General features: G+C 67.4%; 22 protein-coding genes. 12 read left to right on the forward strand and 10 right to left on the reverse strand.

The features are described from left to right. Positions 1 to 10: 10 nt before the first annotated feature. The 3 genes from AB7878_RS07820 to AB7878_RS07830 are packed head-to-tail and all read right to left on the reverse strand — an operon-like array spanning position 11 to position 2822. A complete protein-coding gene (locus tag AB7878_RS07820) occupies positions 11 to 211 on the reverse strand; it encodes a DUF1656 domain-containing protein (RefSeq protein ID WP_369493820.1) in 201 nt (66 codons plus the stop codon). Further along, complete coding sequence (locus AB7878_RS07825; protein ID WP_369493821.1) at positions 201 to 2306, reverse strand: FUSC family protein; 2106 nt, start codon at positions 2304 to 2306, stop codon at positions 201 to 203. The genes AB7878_RS07820 and AB7878_RS07825 overlap by 11 nt, the downstream gene beginning before the upstream one ends. A 21-nt stretch (positions 2307 to 2327) precedes the next feature. Continuing rightward, positions 2328 to 2822 (reverse strand): MarR family winged helix-turn-helix transcriptional regulator, encoded by a 495-nt coding sequence (locus AB7878_RS07830; protein WP_369493822.1) that lies wholly within the window; start codon positions 2820 to 2822, stop codon positions 2328 to 2330. 203 nt (positions 2823 to 3025) lie between these two features. Between AB7878_RS07830 and AB7878_RS07835 the strand changes: the two genes are divergently transcribed. Then, positions 3026 to 5107, forward strand: a complete 2082-nt coding sequence (locus tag AB7878_RS07835; RefSeq protein ID WP_369493823.1) for a S46 family peptidase — start codon at positions 3026 to 3028, stop codon at positions 5105 to 5107. 99 nt (positions 5108 to 5206) lie between these two features. Here AB7878_RS07835 and AB7878_RS07840 read toward each other — a convergent pair whose 3' ends face one another. Both AB7878_RS07840 and AB7878_RS07845 read right to left on the reverse strand, forming a co-directional pair. Continuing rightward, positions 5207 to 5611, reverse strand: a complete 405-nt coding sequence (locus AB7878_RS07840; RefSeq protein WP_369493824.1) for a DUF4156 domain-containing protein — start codon at positions 5609 to 5611, stop codon at positions 5207 to 5209. A gap of 99 nt (positions 5612 to 5710) precedes the next feature. Continuing rightward, the gene (locus AB7878_RS07845; protein ID WP_369493825.1) at positions 5711 to 8605 is read right to left on the reverse strand and encodes a M16 family metallopeptidase; all 2895 of its coding nucleotides are present in this window, start codon (positions 8603 to 8605) and stop codon (positions 5711 to 5713) included. A gap of 261 nt (positions 8606 to 8866) precedes the next feature. On the opposite strand from AB7878_RS07845, the gene AB7878_RS07850 reads away from it, so the two are divergent. From AB7878_RS07850 to bla, 10 genes are all read left to right on the forward strand, one after another. Continuing rightward, positions 8867 to 9061, forward strand: a complete 195-nt coding sequence (locus tag AB7878_RS07850) for a hypothetical protein (protein ID WP_369493826.1) — start codon at positions 8867 to 8869, stop codon at positions 9059 to 9061. A gap of 34 nt (positions 9062 to 9095) precedes the next feature. Then, complete coding sequence (locus tag AB7878_RS07855; protein ID WP_369493827.1) at positions 9096 to 9299, forward strand: hypothetical protein; 204 nt, start codon at positions 9096 to 9098, stop codon at positions 9297 to 9299. Positions 9300 to 9347: 48 nt separating this feature from the next. Next, on the forward strand, positions 9348 to 9815 hold the full coding sequence (gene trmL / locus AB7878_RS07860; RefSeq protein ID WP_369493828.1) for a tRNA (uridine(34)/cytosine(34)/5-carboxymethylaminomethyluridine(34)-2'-O)-methyltransferase TrmL: 468 nt from the start codon (positions 9348 to 9350) through the stop codon (positions 9813 to 9815). Positions 9816 to 9910: 95 nt separating this feature from the next. Then, the gene (locus AB7878_RS07865; RefSeq protein ID WP_369493829.1) at positions 9911 to 10588 is read left to right on the forward strand and encodes a ubiquinone biosynthesis accessory factor UbiJ; all 678 of its coding nucleotides are present in this window, start codon (positions 9911 to 9913) and stop codon (positions 10586 to 10588) included. Beyond that, complete coding sequence (gene ubiB / locus AB7878_RS07870) at positions 10585 to 12234, forward strand: ubiquinone biosynthesis regulatory protein kinase UbiB (RefSeq protein WP_369493830.1); 1650 nt, start codon at positions 10585 to 10587, stop codon at positions 12232 to 12234. The genes AB7878_RS07865 and ubiB overlap by 4 nt, the downstream gene beginning before the upstream one ends. 99 nt (positions 12235 to 12333) lie before the next feature. Continuing rightward, complete coding sequence (locus AB7878_RS07875) at positions 12334 to 13050, forward strand: pseudouridine synthase (RefSeq protein WP_369495741.1); 717 nt, start codon at positions 12334 to 12336, stop codon at positions 13048 to 13050. Positions 13051 to 13146: 96 nt separating this feature from the next. Beyond that, entirely contained in the window at positions 13147 to 13569 is a 423-nt protein-coding gene (gene arfB, locus AB7878_RS07880) for an alternative ribosome rescue aminoacyl-tRNA hydrolase ArfB (RefSeq protein ID WP_369493831.1), read from the forward strand. Beyond that, positions 13566 to 14162 (forward strand): 1-acyl-sn-glycerol-3-phosphate acyltransferase, encoded by a 597-nt coding sequence (locus AB7878_RS07885; protein ID WP_369493832.1) that lies wholly within the window; start codon positions 13566 to 13568, stop codon positions 14160 to 14162. The genes arfB and AB7878_RS07885 overlap by 4 nt, the downstream gene beginning before the upstream one ends. Before the next feature lie 33 nt (positions 14163 to 14195). Continuing rightward, positions 14196 to 14825 carry a LysE family translocator gene (locus AB7878_RS07890; protein WP_369493833.1) on the forward strand — a complete coding sequence of 210 codons (630 nt, stop codon included), beginning with the start codon at positions 14196 to 14198 and terminating at the stop codon, positions 14823 to 14825. A 35-nt stretch (positions 14826 to 14860) separates the two neighbouring features. Further along, positions 14861 to 15940: a class A beta-lactamase gene (gene bla / locus AB7878_RS07895; protein ID WP_369493834.1), complete on the forward strand. Its 1080-nt coding sequence runs from the start codon at positions 14861 to 14863 to the stop codon at positions 15938 to 15940. Positions 15941 to 15997: 57 nt separating this feature from the next. Here the strand turns inward: bla and AB7878_RS07900 are convergent, their stop codons facing one another. From AB7878_RS07900 to AB7878_RS07920, 5 genes are all read right to left on the reverse strand, one after another. Continuing rightward, entirely contained in the window at positions 15998 to 16492 is a 495-nt protein-coding gene (locus tag AB7878_RS07900) for a hypothetical protein (protein WP_369493835.1), read from the reverse strand. Between the two features lie 21 nt (positions 16493 to 16513). Further along, positions 16514 to 17938, reverse strand: a complete 1425-nt coding sequence (locus AB7878_RS07905; RefSeq protein WP_369493836.1) for a phospholipase effector Tle1 domain-containing protein — start codon at positions 17936 to 17938, stop codon at positions 16514 to 16516. Positions 17939 to 17953: 15 nt separating this feature from the next. Further along, on the reverse strand, positions 17954 to 18556 hold the full coding sequence (locus AB7878_RS07910; protein ID WP_369493837.1) for a hypothetical protein: 603 nt from the start codon (positions 18554 to 18556) through the stop codon (positions 17954 to 17956). 121 nt (positions 18557 to 18677) lie between these two features. Beyond that, a complete protein-coding gene (locus AB7878_RS07915) occupies positions 18678 to 19220 on the reverse strand; it encodes a hypothetical protein (RefSeq protein WP_369493838.1) in 543 nt (180 codons plus the stop codon). A 130-nt stretch (positions 19221 to 19350) separates the two neighbouring features. Further along, positions 19351 to 20400, reverse strand: coding sequence for a LysR family transcriptional regulator (locus AB7878_RS07920; protein WP_369493839.1), 1050 nt, complete (start codon positions 20398 to 20400; stop codon positions 19351 to 19353). Between the two features lie 115 nt (positions 20401 to 20515). On the opposite strand from AB7878_RS07920, the gene aceB reads away from it, so the two are divergent. Next, the gene (gene aceB, locus AB7878_RS07925; RefSeq protein ID WP_369493840.1) at positions 20516 to 22114 is read left to right on the forward strand and encodes a malate synthase A; all 1599 of its coding nucleotides are present in this window, start codon (positions 20516 to 20518) and stop codon (positions 22112 to 22114) included. Positions 22115 to 22184 lie beyond the last annotated feature (70 nt).

A 22184-nucleotide genomic window follows, 5' to 3' on the forward strand; every position in this document is an offset into this window, starting at 1 on the left:
CGTGACTTGGTCAGCGAAGCAGCAGAAGCCCGGCAAGACTGAAAACACAGGCGAACAGGGCGAGGCGGAACAGCGGCGGGTGCCACACGTAGCGGTACAGGCCGTAGCGGCCGACCAGCAGGTCCACCAGCGCCATCAACAGCAGGCAGCCGAGGAAGATCGGCAACAGGCCGGGCACCAGCACGCCCTGGATGTCGATTTCACGTGGCACGGGCGGCCTCCTCGGCAGGCATCCAGGTGGCCAGCGGCGATTCGTCGTCGCGCAGCGCGCCCAGCAGCTGGTACAGGCGCGGGCGCAGCGCCGGCGTGTCGGCACAGTCCTCGATCGCGGCGCGCACGAGGTCCTCGGCTTGTTGCCGGCGCACCGCGTCGGGGTGGTGGTACAGCTGCGCCACCGCCTGCACCGCACGCTCCACCGCCGCGCGCACTTCGACCGGGAAGCGGCCGTCGTGCAACTGCTGGCGCAGCTCGATCAGCGCGCGCCCGCTCTCGTGCACCGCCAGCGCCCAGGCCAGCAGCTCGCGCGACGCGCGGCTGCCCGGACGGGTATGCATGATGGCCTGGTGGAACAGGTCGCGGCTCTCGCTTTCGAAGCGCCACGGCAAACCGTCCAGCGATGCGCTGGCCGCCTCGACCACCTGCTCGCGCAGGCGACGGAACTGCCGCCGGCGCTGCCAGCCGCTGCCGGTGACGCGCGGCACGAACACGAAGGCCACCGCCGCCATCGCCACGCCGGCCAGCTGTGCGATGGCCTCGTTCAACGCCAGCGCCGGGTCGTACACCATCGGGTTCTTCAGCGCGAGGATGTAGACGATGCCGATCGCGTAGCCGCCGCCGATGCCGGGCCATTCCGGATGCGCGTTGAGCCACGGCCCGATCATCAGCAGCGGCAAGGTCGCCGCGATCAGCATCACGAAGCCGTCGCTGCCGGGCAACAGCACGTAGGCCGTGAACAGGCCGGCGAGCATGCCCAGGGCGTAGCCGATCAGCATGTTGAACGCGGAGGCGAGCGGGTTCGGCGTCGCCGCGAGCAGGCCGCTGAAGACGGTGGCCAGCAGCATCGCGCTGGCGCCGAACGGCCATCCGCTGGCGATCCAGAACGCACTCAGCGTGGCCATGGTGAGAAAGGTGCGCAGCACCGCCACCATCGCGCCGCTGGCATCGTTGCCGCGACGGAAATGCACGCGCTCCACGGCGCCGCGCTGCACGCGCGCGCGCAGCGCCAGCTCCACCTCGACGTAGCCGCACAGCTCGTCGAGGAAGCGCTTCAGCACCGTGGCGCCGGTGTCGAACGCCAGCTGCGCGCGTCCCGGCGGCAGGCCCGCGCGCAACTCCGCCTCCAGTGCCGGCAGCTGCTCGGCGCACTCGCGCAGGCGCGGCGCCAGCACCGCGGGATCGTGCAAGTCGTCGGGCGCGGTGGTCAGCGCCGCGCCGATCGGATGGTAAAGCGCGGTCAGCGCGGCCACTTCCGTATCGCGATGCTCGCGCTGCAGCCGATTGATCAGGTGGTGCAGCGACTGGAAGCTGGTCGCCGCCGCCATGTTGTGCTGGTTGAGCAGGCGCATGCGGGTGCTGCGCGCGCGGATTTCCGGATCCTCGAAGATCACCGAGGCACGCTGGTTCTCCAGTTGCACCGCGGCACGCACGAAGCGCAGATGCGCCTGTTCCATCTCCGCGCGCGGGATGCTGCCGCCGGTGGAGCCGCGCACGAAGTCGATGAAGTTCGCGAAGTGCGCGCGTGCCTCCTGGCGCAGCACCAGGCGCAGGCGCTCGGGAAACACCAGGTCGCTGACCACGCCGGACACCACCAGGCCCAGCATCACCTCGCTCACACGCATCAGGGCCGAGTCGAACACGACTAGCGGATTGCCGATCGCCGGCAACGCCACGATTGCCGCGGTGTAGCCAGCCAGCACGAAACCGTAGGCCATGAAGTTGCGGTACAGCGTGGCGCCGCCCGCGCACAAGCCCACCCACAGCGACATGCACAGCAGGAACAGCACGCGCTGCTGCGGGAACACGCACAGCAACGCCAGTCCGAACGTGCTGCCACACAGCGTGCCGATCGCGCGATAGAAGCTCTTGGCCCGCACCATGCCGCTGTGCGGATGCATCACGACACCCACCGTGATCATCGCGGTAGCCGGCTGCTCCAGCCGCAACCACATCGCCAGCCACGCCGTGACGTACAGCGCCAGCAGCGTCTTGAACACGAACAGCCAGGCGCGGCCTTCACCGGCGAACGCTTCCGCCAGCACCGGCCAGCGGCGCACCACCTGCCCCGTCTTCATCGCTGCCGACGCCATGGCCTCAACCCCGCCCCACCGTCAGTCCCGTTCCAACTGGTCCAGGAATTTCTTGAGCAGGCGTTCCAGTTGCGCCGTCTCGGTGGGCTTCAGGCCGGCGGTCTGGCGCTCCAGCAGCGCGCAGATCGCGGGCATGAAGTCGTCGATCATCGCCAACCCCTGCCGACTCAGGCTCAAGCTGATCTTGCGCCGGTCCTCGTCGCTCGCGGTGCGCTCGATCAGTCCCTTGTCGCACAGACGGTCTGCAAGCCGCGTGATGTTGGCCGACTTCTCGCCCGCCGCCTCGGCCAGCTGCGAAGGGTTCATCGTGTAGCCCTCGGTGCCGTACAACATCATCAGGATGTTGTACTCCGGGTGACTGATGCCCCAGGGCTTCAGCAGCGCGTTGGCGTCGTCGTGCACGCGCTTGTAAAGGTGCTTGACCAGCCGCACCAGCACCGCCGGCTTGCGCGGAAACGCGGGCTGGAGCCGGCAGGTGACGGCGAGGCGCTGTTCGGTGGGGGCGAAGCTGCTCACGGCGGAACTAATGTCTGCGTTTGTATTTCATATATGAAATATATGGATGTGGATTTTATGCCCGCCGCCGGCCGCCTGCAAGCACCCCTGCCGGCCTTCACTTCCGCGTCCCTGCGGCCGGTGCCACGATGGCCGCCGGTTCGACACGCCAACGACGGACTCGCGCCATCCGCGCCGATCCGCCCACACACGGAGGGGACGCGATGAAACGCTGGTTGCTCCTGGGGTTTTCCGGCCTGCTGCTGGGCGCCGCCGCCGGCGCGATGGCCGACGAAGGCATGTGGACGCTGGACCACCTGCCGACGAAGCAGCTGCAGCAACGCTACGGCTTCACGCCCACGCCGCAGTGGATCGACCTGATCCAGCACGCGGCGGTGCGGCTGGCCGAGGGCTGCTCCGGCTCCTTCGTCTCCGCCGACGGCCTGGTGATGACCAACCATCACTGCGCCAACGCCTGCCTGTCCCAGCTCTCCGGCAGCGGCCACAACTACATGGCCGACGGCTACGTGGCGATGAAGCCCGAGGACGAGCCGAAGTGCCCCGACGTCGAGCTCAACCAGCTCGACTCGATCACCGACGTCACCGCCAGGGTGAACGCGGCGACGAACGGCAAGACCGGCGCCGAGCGCATCAAGGCCGAGCGCGCGATCGACAGCCAGCTGGAAGAACAATGCGTGGCCGGCGACGCAAAGAGCTGGCGCTGCGACGTGATCTCGCTGTACCACGGCGGCCGCTACGCGCTGTACAAGTACCGCCGCTACCAGGACGTGCGCCTAGTGTTCGCACCCGAGCAGAGCATCGCGTTCTTCGGCGGCGACCCGGACAACTTCAACTTCCCGCGCTACGACCTCGACGTCACCTTCTTCCGCGCTTGGGTGGACGGCAAGCCGGCGAAGACGCCGCAGTTCCTGAAGTTCGACCCGCACGGCCCGAAGGCCGGCGAGCTCACCTTCGTGGTGGGCAATCCCGGCTCCACCCAGCGCGAGACGCCGTGGATCCAGCTGGCGGCCATGCGCGACGACACGCTGATCCCGCTGTACGGCTACCTGTCCGACCTGCGCGGCGTGCTGTGGCAGTACGGCCGCGCCGGCACGCAGCAGGCCAAGGAAGCGCAGGACATGCAGTTCGGCATCGAGAACACGCTGAAGGTGTTCAAGGGCTGGCTGGCCACGCTCACCAACGAAGGCTTCATCACGCACAAGCAGAAGTCGGACGCCGCGCTGCGCGACTGGATCGCCGCCGACCCGGCCCGCCGCGCGAAGTACGGCGACCCGTGGGCGGAACTGGCCAAGGCCCAGCAGCGCGGCAAGGAGCTGCAGAACCGTTACCTGATGATCGCCGGTGGCCGCGGCTTCGGCGTGGGCACCCAGCTGTTCGCCGACGCGATGACCCTGGTGCGCGGCGCGGCCCAGCGCGCCAAGCCCGACACCGAACGCCTGCCGCAGTTCCGCAACGCCAACCTGCCCGCGGTGGAGCAGTCGCTGGAGGCGAAGGTACCGGTGTATCCGGAGTACGAACGCACCATGATGGCCTGGTCGATGGAGAAGATGCGCCAGATCCTCGGCGCCGACGATGCCTTCGTGCACGCGACGCTGGGCAGGCAGTCGCCCGACGAACTCGCCAAGTCACTGGTGGACGGCACGAAACTCGCCGACCCCGCGCTGCGCAAGCAGCTGTGGGATGGCGGCGAAAAGGCGATCGAAGCCTCCACCGATCCGATGATCGTGTTCGCGCGCAAGATCGAGCCCACCGCGACGAAGCTGCGCAAGCAGTACGAGGGTGAGGTGCAGGCGCCCACCACCAAGGCCGGCGAGGCGATCGCCCAGGCCCGCTTCGCGCGCGAAGGCACCAGCAACTACCCGGATGCCACCTTCACCCTGCGCCTGTCCTACGGCAAGGTGGTCGGCTGGAAGGAAGGCGACCACCAGGTGCCGCCGTTCACCGACTTCGCCGGCACCTACCGGCGCGCCACCGGCGCCGATCCGTTCAAGCTGCCGGACAGCTGGATCAAGGCGAAGGATTCGCTGGATCTCTCCACGCCGTTCGACTTCGTCACCGACAACGACATCATCGGCGGCAACTCCGGCAGCCCGGTGATCGACCGCGACGGCCACGCGGTGGGCCTGATCTTCGACGGCAACATCCACTCCATCGGCGGCGACTTCGTCTACGACGGCAGCAACAACCGCGCGGTGGCGGTGGACACCGCCGCGCTGATGGAAGCGGTCCGCAAGGTCTACAAGTTGCCGCGGCTGGCGGACGAGCTGGCCAACGGGCATCTGTGATCCGTCAACGGCGCGTGCTGCATCTGCGCATCGATGGCCACGAAACACGAAGGGCGCCATTCGGCGCCCTTCGTGTTTCGTGCTTCAGCAAATCCGGTCTCAGCCGCCCTTGATCGGATAGGTCTGCGTGCCACCACTGGAAGCGGGCGCGGCCGGGTTGCCACCCGGCGCGGCGGGCGTGACCAGGTGCGAGCCGCACTGGTAGGCGCCCCAGGGCTGCGAGCCGTCGCTGGGTTCGGCCAGCGGCTTGATGGTGTCGGCGTGCATGGTGGCGGCTTCGTTGCGCGCCATCACCTGCAGTTCGTCGCGCACCTTGATGTCGTTGCGGTCCACCGGGCCCACGTGGTCCATCACCGAGACGGTGATCTTGCCCAGGTCCTTGCAGCCGGAAACGTCGCCGTTCCATGCCGTGCGCACGTTCTGCGACGCCGGCGTGGGGTTGATGCCCCAGGTGCAGGCGCCCAGCAGCAGGGTGGGGACGAGCAGCAGCACGGTCTTGCGCATGGACGACTCCGGACGGGCATTGACGAAAGAGGCCGGGGAGTGAACCGCCCGGCCTCTCCATGCTAACGCGGCCGGCGTGGCCGCGTCCCCTTTGCGTGCTTATTTCGCTGACGCGCCGGCTGGCGCGTCAGCCAGCGGCTTGCCGTCGGCGTCGAGCACCTGCACCTCGCCCAGGTTCAGCGCGCGCACCGGCGCCTCGATCTGCTTGAGGTCGCCCACGATCACCCAGGTCATCGCCGCGGGCTGCACGATCTGCTTGATCGCGGCCTCGGCCTCGGCCGGGGTGATTGCCTCCAGCTTCGGCTTCAGCGTCTGCACATAGTCGTCGGGACGGCCATACTCAACGATGCCGTTCATCGCGCCGAGCACCGCGGAGGTGGTCTCGTAGCTGCCCGGCAGCGCGCGGATGCGCTGATCCTTGATCTTCGCGATCTCGTCGGCGGTCAGCGGCTTGTCGGCTATCACGGCGCGCGCCTCCTTCAGCACCTCCGCGGCGGAGGGCGCGGTCTTGTCGGTCTGCACCGGTGCGTAGAACAGCATCGGCCGCTGGCCCTGGGCGTCCATCAGGAAGCTCTGCGCGCCGTAGGCCCAGCGCTTGTCCTCGCGCAGGTTCATGTTGAGGCGCGAGGTGAAGGTGCCGCCGAAGGCGCCGTTCGCCACCTGGATCGCGAGGTTGTCCGGCGCGCGCGTGGACGGCGCAAGCAGGCCGGCCATGATTAGCGACTGCGGCGCATCGGGGCGGTCGATCAGGAACACGCGCGGTTTGGCCTGCGCCGCCACCTTCGCGATGTTCTTGTGCGGGATCGCACCGGCCGGTGCCTGCCAGTCGCCGAAGGCGGCGTCCAGTTCCGGGATGATCCGGTCCAGCGTGGTGTCGCCGGCGACCAGGATCTTCACGTTGTCCGGGCGCAACCACTGCTGCTGGAAGGTGCGCAGGTCGGCGGCGGTCAACGCCTTGATGCTGGCCTCGGTGCCGCTGCCGGTGAACGGGATGCCGTAGGCATGGTCGGCGCCATACAGCAGCGGCGGCAGGGTGCGCAGCGCGAGGCCGACCGGCTGGGTCTTCTCCTGCGCAATGTCGGCCAGCCACTGGCCGCGCACGCGCTCGATGTCGGCCGGCTTGAACGCGGGATCGCGCACGATGTCGGCGAACAGCGCCAGCGAGGGCTGGAGCTGGTCGTTCAACGCGTTGAGCGAAGCGCTGCAGTCGTCCAGCCCGCAACCGACGCGGGTGATCGCGCCCAGCCGCTGCTTGGTCTTGGCGATCTCCACCGAATCGAGCTTGCCGGTGCTCTCGTTCATCAGGCTCGCGGTGAAGTTCGCGGTGCCGAGCTTGCGACCTTGGTCGGCGGCATAGCCGGCGTCGAACAGCAGCTGCACCTGGGTCACCGGGATGGTGTGGCGCTGGGCGAGGATCACCTCGATGCCGTTCTTCAGCTTGCCGCGCTCGAGCTGCGGGAAGCTCAGCGACGGGAATGCGTCGACCTGTGGCACGCCTTGGCTGCGGTCCACGTCGCTCTTCGCCACGCTGTACGCGTGCGCGGCCGGCAGCTTCGGCTGCGGGCGACCGGCGGCGTCGCCCAGCGGCTGCACCGCCTTGTCTTCGGCGACCGGATCGAAGCCCTTGCCGGCGGGCAGCACGGTGAGCAGGTAGTCGCCCTTGTTGAGCCACTGGTCGGCCGCGGCCTTGACGCTGGCCGGCGTGGCCGCGTCGGCGCGTTCGAGGTCGAGCCGGTAGGCGCCCGGGTTGCCGCGGTAGACCTGGCCCTCGGCGAGGATCACCGCCTTGCCGCCGAAGCCGCCCACCTTCTCCAGCCCGCGCACGAACGCCGCGCGGTTGCCGATCTTGGCGCGACCGAGTTCGTCGGCGCTGGGGCCGCTGGCGAGGAACTTCTTCAGCTCGTCATCGATCGCCGCTTCCACTTTCGCCGGGTCCACGCCCTGCTTCACGTCGGCCTGGATCTGGAACTGGCTGGCCAGCGCGAACGGCGCCATGCTGGCGGAAACGTCGTCCACCAGCTTGTCCTGGTAGACGAGGCGCTGGTACAACCGCGAGGTCTTGCCACCGCCGAGTACGGTGCTGGCAAGGTCGAGCTGGATCGCGGCATCGCTGCCCAGCTGCGGCACCACCCAGGTGCGATAGATGCGCGGCTGCGCCACGTGGTCGTGCTGCACGCCGCGGGTGGACTTCGCCAGCGGGGTGATCCACGGCTGCTGGCGCGCCACCGGCTGGCCGGCCGGGATGTCGCCGAAGTACTTCAGCGCCTTCGCGCGGGCCTCGGCCACGGTGATGTCGCCGGCCAGCACCAGGGTGGTGTTGGCGGCACCGTAGTTGTCGTGGAACCACGCCTTCACGTCGGCCAGCGAGGCGGCGTCGAGGTCGGCCATCGAGCCGATGGTGTCGTGCTGGTAGGGGTGGTTCGCGGGATAGGTGTTGGCGAGGATGTTCTCGTCCACGCGGCCGTAGGGACGGTTCTCGCCCTGGCGCTTCTCGTTCTGCACCACGCCGCGCTGGGTGTCGAGCTCCTTCTGGCCGATCGCGCCGAGCAGGTGACCCATGCGGTCGGATTCCATCCACAGCGCCATGTCCAGCGCGGTGGTGGGCACCGTCTCGAAGTAGTTCGTGCGGTCGAACCAGGTGGTGCCGTTCATGTCAGTGGCGCCGGCCAGCTCGAACGGCTGGAAGTAGGTGCCCTTGTGGTGCTCCGAGCCCGAGAACATCAGGTGCTCGAACAGATGGGCGAAGCCGGTCTTGCCCTTCGGCTCGTCGGCCGAACCGATGTGGTACCAGATGCTCACCGCCACCACCGGCGCCTTGTGGTCCTCGTGCACGACCACGGTGAGTCCGTTCGGCAGGGTGAAGCGGGTGTAGGCGATCTCCGGCATGCCGTGTGCGGCCGACGCGCTGTTCGCGGCCATGGCCACGTCCGGCGCGACACCGCCGGCGACGCTCATCAGACCCGCGATCAGCAGGGCGAGTGGCTTGCTTCCCATCGTGACGCTCCTTTTCGGTTCGGATGTCGCCTGAGCCTATGGGAGTTCGCAACTTCTTGCCAGATGACGATGGGCATGCCCGCCTGTCCGTCCGGCCGGCTGTCCGGTTTGCCTGTCCAGCTGTCCGCGGACAAGCGACCGGCCTGCACGCTGGATTTTTCAAATCGTTCGAATTCAATAACTTGAAAACAATTTTCGGCTTGGCACGCGGATTGCACCAGAACACGTGCAGGAACCACCCACCCTTGTCGGAGACACACCATGAAATACGAGAACCTGATGCTGAGCGGCCTGTTCGTCGTCTGCCTGCTGGTTTGCACCCTGGTGCTGGGCGCGATGCTGAGTGCCACCCCTTCGTCCGTGCAGCTGGCCAGCGCCGGCAGCTCCCTGCTGGCTTCGCCCACGCAATGCGCGCTGCTGGCCGACGGCGTGATCTGTCCGCGTCAGCCGGGCTGAGCCCACCCCACGACGCGACTACCGGAGTACCGCCATGAAACACGAAACCCTGATGCTGCACGGCCTGTTCGCCGCCTGCCTGCTGGTCTGCGCCCTGGTGGTCGGCTCGATGCTGACGACGGTCCCGCTGTCGGCGCAGTTCGCCGCCAAGGCCGGCGCCACCCACGCGCTGGTTGCCTCGACCAACGCCTGCGTGGCGCCGGGCCACGGCGCAACCTGCCCGCTGCCGCGCGGCTGATCGCTGGATGGTTGGCTCGCGTGCCGTCGAGCACGCGATAATCGCCGGATGCTGCATGTCATCCTGTTCCATCCCGAAATCCCGCCGAACACCGGCAACGTCATCCGTCTGTGCGCCAACACCGGCGCCGCGCTGCACCTGATCCGCCCGCTCGGCTTCGCGCTCGACGATGCGCGCCTGCGCCGCGCGGGCCTGGACTACCACGAGTACGCCCGCGTGCAGGTGCACGACAAGCTCGACGACTGCCTCGCCGCGATCGGCCAGCCGCGCGTGTATGCCTTCACCACCCGCGGCCGCACGCGCCATGTCGATGCCCGCTACGCCGACGGCGACGCGTTGCTGTTCGGCTGCGAGACCGCCGGCCTGCCCGTCGAGGTGCTGGACGGCATTCCCGAGGCACAGCGCATGCGCCTGCCGATGCGGCCGGACAGCCGCAGCCTCAATCTCTCCAATGCCGTCGCCGTGGCCGTGTACGAAGCCTGGCGGCAACTCGGCTTCGACGGCGCCATCGATTGAAAACCCCTTGCGCGCAGGTCGGGCTTCAGCCCGACAGACTCGTACGTGTCGGGATGAATCCCGACCCACGAGCGCTTGCCCGCTACAATCGCCGGATGACCGACCCCACACCCAACGCCTGGCTGCCCGTGCCGCTGCGCAAGCTGGCCGGACGCGCGCTGGAAACCGCGCTGAACCACACGCTGTCGCTCGATCCCGACACGCAGCAGAAGCTCGCCGCGTTGAACGGTCGCCGCGTGCTGCTGCACCTCGCCGGGCCGGAGCTGGCGCTGGCCGTGCAGGTGCAGGACGGTCGCCTCAAGGTCGGCCCGCCGGACGAGACAGAAACCGCGGCCAGCACGCTGCGCGTGGCCGCCACGCCCGGCAGCCTGCTGGCGATGGCGCTGCGCCGCGGCGACGACGGCGTGGCGCCGGGCAAGGTGGAGATCGCCGGCGACGCCGACCTCGCGCGCCGGCTGGAAAAACTCGCCAGCCAGTTCGCCCCGGATTTCGAGGAAGCGTTCGCCCGCACGTTCGGCGACGTGCTGGGCGTGCCGATCGCACGCGCCGTGCGCAAGGCGCTGGCGCACGCGAAAGAGACCGCCAGCCACCTTACCGAGGACGGCGCTGCCTGGTTGCGCGACGAATCGCGCCTCGCGCTGGCGCCGGGCGAGGCAGAAGCCTTCCTCGACGGCGTGGATGCGCTGCGCGAACGCAGCGAGCGGCTGGAGGCGCGTATCAATCGATTGGCGGCACGCTTGCAAGGGACACATCCCAAGGGAGCTGGCGCGTGACTCCGCTCGCCGTCGTGCCGCGCCTGCTGCGTGTCGCCGTGGTGCTGCTGCGCTACCGGCTGGACGAGCTGGTCGACGCCACCCATCTGTTCCGGCCGCTGAAATTCCTGCGTCCGCTGCTGGGCCGGCCCGCCGTCGACGTGCGCCCGCTGGCGCGCGGCGTGCGGCTGCGCCTCGCGCTCACCGCGCTGGGGCCGATCTTCGTCAAGGCCGGCCAGGTGCTGTCGACCCGCCGCGACCTGGTGCCCGAGGACATCGCCGACGAACTCGCCCTGCTGCAGGACCAGGTGCCGCCCTTCCCCGGCGTCGAGGCCAAGGCGATCGTCGAGCGCGAGCTGAAGTCGCCGATTGGCCATCTGTACGCGCACTTCGACGAGACGCCGCTGGCCTCCGCCTCGATCGCCCAGGTGCACGCCGCGGAGCTTCCCGACGGCCGCGCGGTGGTGGTGAAGGTGTTGCGCCCCGGCATCGACGCGAAGATCGCGCGCGACGTGCGCCTGCTGCATTCGCTGGGCCTGCTCGCGCAGCGCTGGCATCCGAACGCCGACAAGATCCGGCCGCTGGATGTCGTCGCGGAAGTGGAGAAGATGCTGGAGCACGAACTGGACCTGCAGCGCGAAGGCGCCAGCGCCAGCCTGCTGCGCCGCAACTTCGCCAGCGGCGTCGATCTCTACGTGCCCGAGGTGCACTGGGACCTGACCGCGCAGCGCGTGCTCACGCTGGAGCGCGTGCACGGCATCAGCAGCGATGACATCGCCGCGATCGACGCCGCCGGCATCGACCGCAAGGCGCTCGCCGTCAAGGGCGTGCGGGTGTTCTACGAACAGGTGTTCCGCGACAACTTCTTCCACGCCGACGCCCACCCCGGCAACATCTGGGTGGACCCCACGCGCCCCACCGAGCCACGCTTCATCGCGCTGGACTTCGGCATCATGGGCTCGCTGCCCGAGGCCGACCAGTACTGGCTGGCGCAGAACTTCATCGCACTGTTCGAGCGCGACTACGCGCGCATCGCCAAGCTGCATGTGGACGCCGGCTGGATGCCGGCCACGGTGCGGCTGGACGAGCTGGAAGCGGCGGTGCGCACGGTATGCGAGCCCTACTTCACCCGCCCGCTGTCGCAGATCTCGCTGGCCGAGCTGGTGGTGAAACTGTTCCAGACCGCGCGCCGCTTCGAGCTGACCCTGCAGCCGCAGCTGATCCTGCTGCAGAAGACCCTGCTCAACATCGAGGGCGTGGGCCGCCTGCTCGATCCGGAGATCGACATCTGGGCGGTGGCGCATCCGGTGCTGAAGCGCATCCTGCGCGAGCGCTACAGCCCGCTGCGCACACTGCGCGAAGTGCGCAAGCGCCTGCCCGAATGGTTCCACCTCGCGCCGCGCCTGCCCGAACTGGTGCACGACTCGCTCGAACGCATCGCGCGCGGCGAACACCGCCTGCTCGCCGACGTGGACACCCTGAGCCACCAGCGCCACCTGCTGCGCCGGCTGCTGCGCATGATCGCGGGCAGCGCGCTGGGCGCCACCCTGCTGCTGGGCGCCACCCTGCTGTGGGCGCTGGCGCCACAGCACGGACCGTGGTTGCCGCTGGGCATGGGCGTGGCGGGGCTGCTGGCGTTCGGCTGGGGCTGGCTGGGCCACCGGTAGGAGCGGCTTCAGCCGCGATGCCTTTCCGGCTTTCCCGACATCATGCACAACAAGAGCATCGCGGCTGAAGCCGCTCCTACCATTGCATCCCATCCCACCATGCCACCCATCGAGATCCTCCATCAGGACGACGCCCTCGTCGCGGTGAACAAGCCCGCGGGCCTGGCCGTGCACCGCTCGAAAATGGTGAACGATGCCGAGCATTACCTCGTCGACGTGCTGCGCGAACAGCTGGGCGGCAACGTCTACCTCGCCCACCGCCTCGACCGCGCCACCAGCGGCGTGCTGCTGGTGGCGCGGTCCAGCGAAGTCGCCGCCGCGTTGGGCGAGCAGTTCATGGGCCGCGACGTCCGCAAGCAATACCTCACCGTGGTACGCGGCTGGCCGGAGCCGGCCGAAGGCGTGACCGACTACCCGCTGCCCGGTTCGCGCGAAACCGGCCCGCGCCGCGAGGCACGCACGTGCTATCGCCGCCTCGCCACGGTGGAAGTGCCCATCGAACTCGGCCGCTACCCACAACAGCGTTACGCCCTCGTGCTGGCCGAGCCCGAAACCGGCCGCTTCCGCCAGATCCGCAAGCATCTCGCCCACCTCCACCATCCGGTGATCGGCGACTGCCAGCACGGCCGCGGCGACCACAACCGCCTGTACAAGCAGCACTTCGGCTGCCACCGCATGCTGCTGCACGCGTGGCGACTGCGCTTCGCGCATCCAGTCACCGGCACACCGATGCAGCTCGAGGCGCCGCTGGACGAAGCGTACGCGGACCTGCTCCGTCGCTTCGGCTGGACGCTGCCGGACGTCGGTCTCGCGTAGGAGCGGCTTCAGCCGCGATGCTCTTCGATCCACCAGCCAAGAGCATCGCGGCTGAAGCCGCTCCTACGAATCCGTGCCATCCCCTAAACTTCCCGCATGCTGACCGTCAGCCGCACCCTGTCGATTCCTGAAACCGAGCTGGTCGAACGCTTCCTGCGTGCCGACGGTCCCGGTGGCCAGCACGTCAATCGCACCGAGAGTGCAGTCGAACTGCGCTTCGACGTGGCGCATTCGCCGTCGCTGCCGGATGTCGTGCGCGCGCGTCTGCTGGCGCGACGCGACCGCCGGCTCACCGCCGACGGCGTGCTGGTGATCCAGGGTCGCCGCTTCCGCGACCAGGCGCGCAATCGCGACGATGTGCGCGAGCGGCTCGCCGAAATCATTCGCGGCGTGCTGGTACCACCGAAGAAGCGCGTGGCGACCAAGCCCACCCGCGCTTCGAAGGAACGCCGCCTGGTCGGCAAGCAGCAACGCGGCAAGATCAAGCAGACGCGCTCGCGCAAGCCGGACTTCGAATGAAAGCATCCCTGCCGATCCCGTCGCAACTGCCTGCGCAGATGCCGCAACTGCGCGATGACTGGCGACGTCGCGCCTGCCGCGCCGTGTTGCGCCTGTGCGGCTGGAGCCTGACCGGCGAGTTTCCCGACGTGCCGAAGCTGGTACTGATCGCCGCGCCGCACTCGTCCTGGTGGGACGGCGTGTGGGGCCTGCTGATCAAGGCGGCGATCGGCGCCGACGTGCACTTCATGGCCAAGCAGGAACTGTTCCGCGGCCCGCTCGGCGGCCTGCTGCGCCGGCTCGGCGGCATGGCCATCGACCGTGGTGCCGCCAAGGGCGTGGTCGAGCAGATGATCGACCAGTTCCGCCAGCGCGAACGGTTGTGGCTGGGCATCGCGCCCGAGGGCACGCGCAAGCCGGTAGCGCGCTGGAAGCACGGTTTCTGGCACATCGCGCGCGGCGCCGGCGTGCCGGTCTTTCCGGTGGCGTTCCATTACCCCGACAAGACCATCCAGCTCGGCCCGCTGTTCGACACCACGGCGGACGTGGCCGCCGACCTCGCCCGATTGCGCGCCTGGTACGCGCCGTTCCGCGGCAAGCATCGCGACGTCTGATTGCGCGCATCCTCCATCGCGCGAGCCCTGCCCATGTTCGGCATCCAGCACTACGACGCCTTCCTGCTCGCCTGCATCGCGCTGAACCTCACGCCGGGGCTGGACACGTTCTACATCCTCGCGCGCAGCGGCCGCGAAGGGCATGCGGTGGGACTGGGTGCCGCACTGGGCATCAACGCCGGCTGCGTCGTGCACACGCTGGCCGCGGTACTGGGCCTGTCGGCACTGCTGATGACTTCGGCGTTGGCTTTCGCCGTGCTGAAATACCTCGGTGCGGCCTATCTGGTGTGGATCGGCCTGCGCATGCTGTTCAGCCGCCGGCACGCCCGCGCACCGACGCAGACGCGCGGCACCGGCTTCGCCGCCGCGTTCCGCCAGGGCATGCTAACCAACGTGCTGAACCCGAAGGTGGCGCTGTTCTACCTCGCCTTCCTGCCGCAGTTCGTGTCGCTGCACGCCGCCCATCCGCAGCTTGGCCTGCTGGTGCTGGGCGCCAGCTTCATCGGCACCGGGCTCACCTGGTCGCTGGTGCTGGCCATGGCGGGCGGCCGCATCCACCGCCTGCTGCAGCGCCGGCCGCAGGTCGGCCAGTGGATGGACCGTGTCTGCGGCATCGTGCTGCTCGGCTTCGGTCTGAAACTGGCGCTGCAGCAGCGCGGTTGAAACCCGCAAATATCCGGAAATCTTCAGGGACATCGATGAACGCAAGACGTGTCTGCATCCTGATATTCGCTGCGTTTCAGCTCACCTTCGGCCGCATTGCCGTCGCAGTTGCACAGCCGCCCATCCCCAACCCGCCGGAATTGCAGCATCGCCTCGATGAGCTGGCGCATAAGGCGCGCCCCGGCATGCTCGGCGTCACCGTGATCGACCTGCAGAGCGGCCAGGCATGGCGCGCGAATGCCGACCGCTCATTCCCGATGATGAGCGTGTTCAAGGCCCCGGTGGCCGCCGCCGTGCTGGCGGGCATCGAGCAGGGCAGATGGTCCTACGGCCAGACCGTCGTCGTGCATCGCGACGAGCTCGAGTCGGGCACGATACGCGACCATTTCCAGGGCGAACGGATGAGCTTCACCGTGCGCCAGCTGCTCACTGACGCCGTGAGCCACAGCGACAACACGGCCATCGATACGCTGCTCAAGGTCATCGGCGGCCCGCAGGTCGTGACCACCTTCCTTCGTGCCCATGGCATCGACGGCATGCATGTGGATATTGGCGAGCGAGGTTTTGGATCCGTTTTCGAGGATCTCCAACCCGGCCAATCGTCACCTGCCCACGAGACCGACGCACAGCAGCTCGCGAGGCTGCGCCGCGGCTATCGCACCTACCTGGCCGATCCGCGCAACCGCAGCACGCCGGACGCCGCCGCCGACTTCCTGCGCAAGCTGTGGAACAAGGAGCTCCTGTCGCCAGCCTCGACGCAATACCTGCTCGACCTGATGTATGCACAGACGACCCCGAGCCGCCTCCGGCTGGGTCTGCCGCCAGGCGTGCGCCTGGCCGACAAGTGCGGCACCTCGTACACGCTGGAGCACACCACGGCGGCCTACAACGACATCGGCATCCTGAGCTGGCCGAACGGCCACGCGGTGGCAGTGGCTGCGTTCCTCACTGCATCGACCGCCCCGAAGGACGCGCGTGACGCGATCTTCGCCGACCTCACGCGCGCGGTGGTCGCGGCACTGCATCCGCGCGATGCGGCCGTGGCTGCCGCCCCGAATGCCCCGGTTCGCCGTAGTCGCGCCACATCAGCAGCACAGCCCGGATCGAATCAATGAAGGCCTGCGCCTCAGGGGAGAGGAACTTGCCTTAGCGAGGCACCACGGATCCGCAATTCAGCGGACAACCGGGTCCTGCAACAACACGTACTCGCCTTCCTTGCCGTAGTGCCGCGGCTTCTTGCCGATCCGCACGCACAACGAGTCCCCGCATCGCGTGATGGCGCCGTCCCGGGTGGCTTGCAGAATGTCTTTGCCGAAGTCGGCTTGCGCGATCTCCTGCATGCTCCGGTGCGCAATCCATGCAGTGCCACCTGCAGCCAGCAGCGAACCGATCAGCAAGGCCATCGCCCCGATCCAGAGCAGTGATCGCCGAGCGGCCGCCAAACTCTTGCGTTGCTCGTCCATCGCCTGCGCGGCCCACTGGACGCCATGCGCAGCCTGCTGCGCAAATTGCTCGCCGCCACGATCCAGCCGGCCGACGCCCTGCTCCATGGCGGCCGTCGCCGCTTCAAGGCGCTGCACGGTTTGCAGGTTGCGGGCATCGAGCCTGTCGACGACGGCAAGCAGCTTCACCAACGACTGTTGCAGCGCTTCCGTACTGCTGTCCATGCGTTCGGTGCTCCCTTGAAATTACTGGCAGAAACCCTGGGATGGCTGTTGCGCCTGCTGCTGAAGGGCCTGCTGTTGCGCCTGCAACGCGGCTTGCTGCAAATCCCATATGTGGTTCAGCTCGTTGGCCTGTTGCTGGAACAGTTGTCCGCCCGGCGTGCACATGTAGGCTTGCGCCGCCTCGTGCTGCACTCGATCCCAGGCGCCGTTGTCCGGATTCTGCGCAGCCACGTGGAGGTGATCCAGCCACTGGTCGAACTCGCTTTTCGGCAGATCCGGTTGCCGCGCCAACGCGCCCGGTACTGGCGCGTCCGGCATGGGCTGCCGCTCGAACTGCCGGCTCAACGCCTCGTTGCGCGGCTCGGCGTTGTAGGGGTCGGGCACCCGGTTCTTTTCGCCGCGGGGCACTTCCAGCTCGACGTAACCATTCGGTGCAACCCGGTCTACTCCGGGCATCCATCGATACAGCCACATGCCCTTGCGCGAATCATGGATCACATCCAGGCGCGGATCGTCCGGCTCGGGGCTTTTTTCGACTATCGGCCGGTCGCTCAAGCCGTTCACGTAGTCGATGACGAAGTTGCCGGTGCGCGTCGACAGCCCATCGCGATGGTAACCGCCGCCCACGTCCGAATGTGCCCCCGGCACGTAGACGCCGGCAAAGCGGCCATCCGGCGTGATGCCCGGATCGATGATGTGGTCGGACTTGAACAGGCGGCGATGCTCGTCCAGCGCAATGAACTGGATGCCGGAGATCACCGAAGGCGGCAACCGACGATCCTCGCGCATGGCGTGGCCGGTGCCCACGGGATCGAACAGCGCCACCGCCTGCGCCACTTCGTGCGCGCCGACCAGCGCCGGTTTGGTGTACTCGATGTGGGTGATCCGGTGATGGGAGTCGTAGGTGTAGTGGGCGCCGTCTCGATCCTGTATGCCCCGCTCCTCCACCAGTCGCGCAAACAACGCTCCCACTTCGGCGCCTCGACTGAAGCTGACACCGACGACACGAATCTGTGCATGCGGGTCTTGTTGTCGCCACTCGCTTGCCTGCTCGATGAACTGCTTGTACATCTCTTCGGCGCGTTCATCGACGGTGTATCCAGTGATGTCATCCCACACTTTCGTAAAAGGGGCGTGCTGCTGGGTACCAGGACCTGGAACGTACCAGAACCGAATGTTCGGGTTGTTGGACGCTTGGACTTGTTGAGCGATCAGACCCACATTGGTGATGTGATCCGGGTCATGGATCATGTCGTTGCCAGTACCATCCATTGCCGCCACGAACAGCCGCTCGTGTGGGTTATCGGCATGCAGAAGCACCGGCTCCTGGAAAGAAGCCAACTGCTGGCGCACTTCGGCATAGATCGGCAACTTGTCGGTGGCGGACTTGTAAGGCACACCATCGCTTTGGGCGCCGTCTGCATCGATCTTGTCGTGTGGACTCATGAATGCGCTCCTTGCTTAGTAGGTGCAGGTCCATGCCAAGATCGTGTCAGTTCGATGATGGCTGTACGGATTCCCCGGGATCTGCTCCGTCTTTGTCACGATATACGCGCGCATATACACGTTGATGGTGCGGTCGTTGATTTCGAGATGGATGCTGGGGTCGTCACCCCACGACTTGTCAGGTATTTCCGAATCGGGCGCGCGATACAACACGCGCTGATCCTTGAAGATCGCACCGATATCCACCCTGGCCTCATGCTCGGTTCCGTCCAGCGATGTCCACGTCACCTCGGCGGGTGGGGGGAAGTTGCGAAAACCACCGAATCCAGCTTGTCCCCATCGCTCCCTGTAATCCGGCGATGGCGGCGGCCCGGAAGGCCGCTCGTCGGCCTTGTACGGCGTGAGGTTACGGTTGTCGTAGATCACATGGCAGCGGAGCGTGTTGTAGCAAAACACGTCAAAGCTGTGCTTGTAGAACTTCAGCGGAAACATGGACGACGTCGCCTCGCCCTGCGGCTTGTCGGGTTGGGTGGACATGGCGGGTTGGCATCCTGTGGTCAGCGAAAGAAGCAGCGCGGCAAGTGCTGCGGCGCGAGAGGCCTGAAGCCTGCGAATCATGATTCACTCCATCGTGCCACCCCTGCCGCGTCACGGTTACGCCCCGTCCACGATCTCTGCCGTGCGAGTCGACAGAATGATTCGTATGCATCGGCGCATCGAACGATGGCGCAGCGGCGTCTCATGGCTCCCCCTTCCGGCCGGTCTCGGCCTTCATCGCCTGGAGTATCGGAAAGAACTCGGCATTCTGATCGAGATCCATCGAGCCATCTTCTGCGTGACGGGCCATGCGCAAGCACGACACCTCGTTGAGCTTCCTGTCCGGAAACCAGACCAGCTCGGCCTTTTGTGCCGAAGCCACGAATTCGGCCTTGCGATCGGCTCGAAACTGCTTTCGCACAGCTTCGCCTTGCGTCGCCTTGATGTAATCCTCGATATCCGCCATGTACTCGAGCGCGGCGTTCACATAAGGCGCGTTCCGCCCTTGCCATGCCTTCAACGCGCCCAGGAATTGTCCACTCATTGGACTGGCCAGCTTGGAACAGTGATCACCCAATGCATCGACATTAACCATCCACAGAGTGATCGCGAAACCCGCGGCCGCATTGCGTGGCTCGGTGATGTTCGGCGCATTACTTGGCTCAGATGCTGTTGCCACCTGGGCAAACAGCAAGCCCGCAGCGACGGTAAGCAACAGATGTCGACGGCGACGGTACACGGGCATGGCGGGTTCCTTCCTCGGCGGCATACGCCGATGCGTTATAGCGCATGCCGGCCGGGCAAGATGTGGGTGCTCGCCGCATTTCTGGTACGGCCATGGCCATCGGCGGATTGCGATGTCCGGCTCCAGCCGCCTACCGCCCCGAATGCCCCGGCTCGTCGTAGTCGCGATATGTGAGCAGCCCCGGCCGAATCAGGTCGATGAAAGCGCGCGCCTCGGCACTGAGAAACTTGCCCTTGCGCATCACCACGCCGTAACTCCGCTGGGGAAACCAGCGCGACATGTTGCGCACGGCGAGGCGTTCGCGATCGGCGTCGGTGATGCAGATGCCGGTGACGATGGAGATGCCGAGCCCCATCGCCACGTATTCCTTGATGACGTCCCAGCCACCCACCTCGATAGCCACCTTGTACGGCACCTGGTTCTGCTGGAACACCAGGTCCACCAGGCGATAGGTGGACAGCCGCTGCGGCGGCAGGATCAGGCCCCAAGGCGAGAGGTCCTGCAGCTCCAGCGGCTCCTTCGCCGCCAACGGGTGATCGGGCGGCAGGATCAACATGGGGTCGTAATGGCGCACCGGCTCCCAGGCGATGTCGTGCGGCACGTCCAGCATCGAGCCGACGGCGAAGTCGGCCTTGTCCTCGCGCAGCATGGCGAGGCCGTCCTTGCCGGTGACGTTGGCCAGCTGCAACTGCACCGCGGGATGGCGCTCGCGGTAGCGGCGCACCAGTTCGGGCAGCAGGTACTGGATGGTGGAAGTGCCGGCGGCGATCACGAGCTTGCCGGCCTGCAGGCCCTGCACCTTGGCCTGGAAGTCGCGGTCGAGGTTTTCCCAGCCTTCCACCAGCGGGCGCGCCAGCTCGTACAGCGCCTCGCCCGCATCGGTGAGGTTGATGCGGCGGCGGCGGCGTTCCAGCAGGATCGTGCCCAGCTCGCGTTCCAGCGCCTGCAACTGCAGGCTCACCGAGGGTTGCGAGAGGTACAGCGCCTCGGCGGCGCGACTCAGCGTGCCCAACTTCACCGTGGCCACGAAGGCACGCAACTGCTTGTGGCGGTTGCCCTTGTAGTAGTAGCGGGTGGCCTCCGCCTCCCCGCCGTGCGCCGACGTACGTTTTTTTGCTGCACCGCGGCGCGGTTTTTTCGGCAACCCCGCCCCACGAGATTTCGGCTTTCGCTCTGTCATATCAGTGACTTGAAAGTCATATTGATTTCTACAATAGCAAAAATTGAAACATTTGCTTTGTCAAACTATAATTCGATGGCCTAGCTTCGAGCCGTCCACGACTACGGAGCCCACCATGGCCTTGCCCCGGGAACGCCTCGACAGCGCCACTGTGCAGTTGCACGTCCAACCCAGCCCAGCCCAGCAGGCGATCCTCGGCCCGGGCGCGCTGGCCTTCCTCGCCGACCTGCACCGCCGCTTCGACGCCCGCCGCCGCGCACTGCTGGCCGCCCGCCGGGCGCGCCAGGCACGCTGGGACGCCGGCGAGCTGCCGGATTTCCGCGCCGACACCGCCGCGATCCGCGAGTCGGACTGGACGGTGGGACCGATCCCGCCCGCACTGCGTGACCGCCGCGTGGAGATCACCGGTCCGGTAGAACGCAAGATGATCATCAACGCGCTGAACTCCAGCGCGAAGGTGTTCATGGCGGACTTCGAGGATTCCTCGGCGCCCAGCTTCGACAATCAAATGGACGGCCAGATCAACCTGCGCGACGCGGTGGCCGGCCGACTCGACTACACCTCGCCCGAAGGCAGGCACTACCGCGTGAACGCGAACCCCGCGGTGCTGGTGGTGCGCCCGCGCGGCTGGCACCTGCCGGAACGCCACATCACGGTGGACGGCGAACCCATGGCCGGCGCGCTGGTCGACTTCGGCCTGTACGCCTTCCACAACGCACGCGCCCTGCACCGCCGCGACCGCGGCCCGTACTTCTACCTGCCCAAGCTCGAATGCATGGAAGAGGCGGCGCTGTGGGACGACGTGATGGCGCACGCGGAAACCGAGCTGGATCTCCCGCCCGGCAGCATGAAGGTCACCGTGCTGATCGAGACCCTGCCCGCAGCGTTCCAGATGCACGAGATCCTGCACGCGCTGCAGTCGCGCTGCGTAGGCCTCAACTGCGGCCGCTGGGACTACATCTTCTCCTACCTCAAGACCCTGCGCAGCCACGCCGACCGCCTGCTGCCCGAGCGCGGCCAGGTGCAGATGACGGTGCCGTTCCTGAAGAACTATTCGGAACTGTTGATCCAGACCTGCCACCGGCGCGGCGCGTTCGCAATGGGCGGCATGGCGGCGCAGATCCCGATCAAGGGCGACGTGGCCGCGAACGAGGCCGCGCTGGCCAAGGTGCGCGCCGACAAGCTGCGCGAGGTCAAGGCCGGCCACGACGGCACCTGGGTGGCGCATCCCGCGCTGGTGCCGGTGGCGCAGGCGATCTTCGACGAGTACATGCCCGAGCCGAACCAGCGCGACGTGGAGCGCGCCGACGTGCGGGTGACGCGCGAACAGTTGCTGGAACCCTGTCGCGGCACGATCACCCGCGCCGGCTTCGACAACAACGTCGAGGTGTGCCTGCGCTACACCGCAGCCTGGCTGGACGGCCTGGGTTGCGTGCCGATCCATCACCTGATGGAAGACGCCGCCACCGCCGAGATCGCGCGCGCGCAGCTGTGGCAGTGGCTCCATCACGGGAATCTGGAATTTCCCGACCACGCACCGATCGACTTCGCGCTGTTCGACCACGCGTTGGCCGCGCACACCCATCGCTTGCGCGGCAGCGACATGCCCGGCGCGGCACGCATGGACGAAGCAGCCAAGCTGATCTCCGCGCTGATCCACGCCGACACGCCGGCCGATTTCCTCACCCTGCCGGCCTACGACCTGCTCGCCTGATTCCGCCTCTGCAGGAGCGGCTTCAGCCGCGACCGGCAGGTCGAATCGCGGCTGAAGCCGCTCCTACACG

Origin of the sequence: Rhodanobacter humi (assembly GCF_041107455.1) — a bacterium.
In the GTDB taxonomy this organism is placed as follows: Bacteria; Pseudomonadota; Gammaproteobacteria; order Xanthomonadales; family Rhodanobacteraceae; genus Rhodanobacter_A.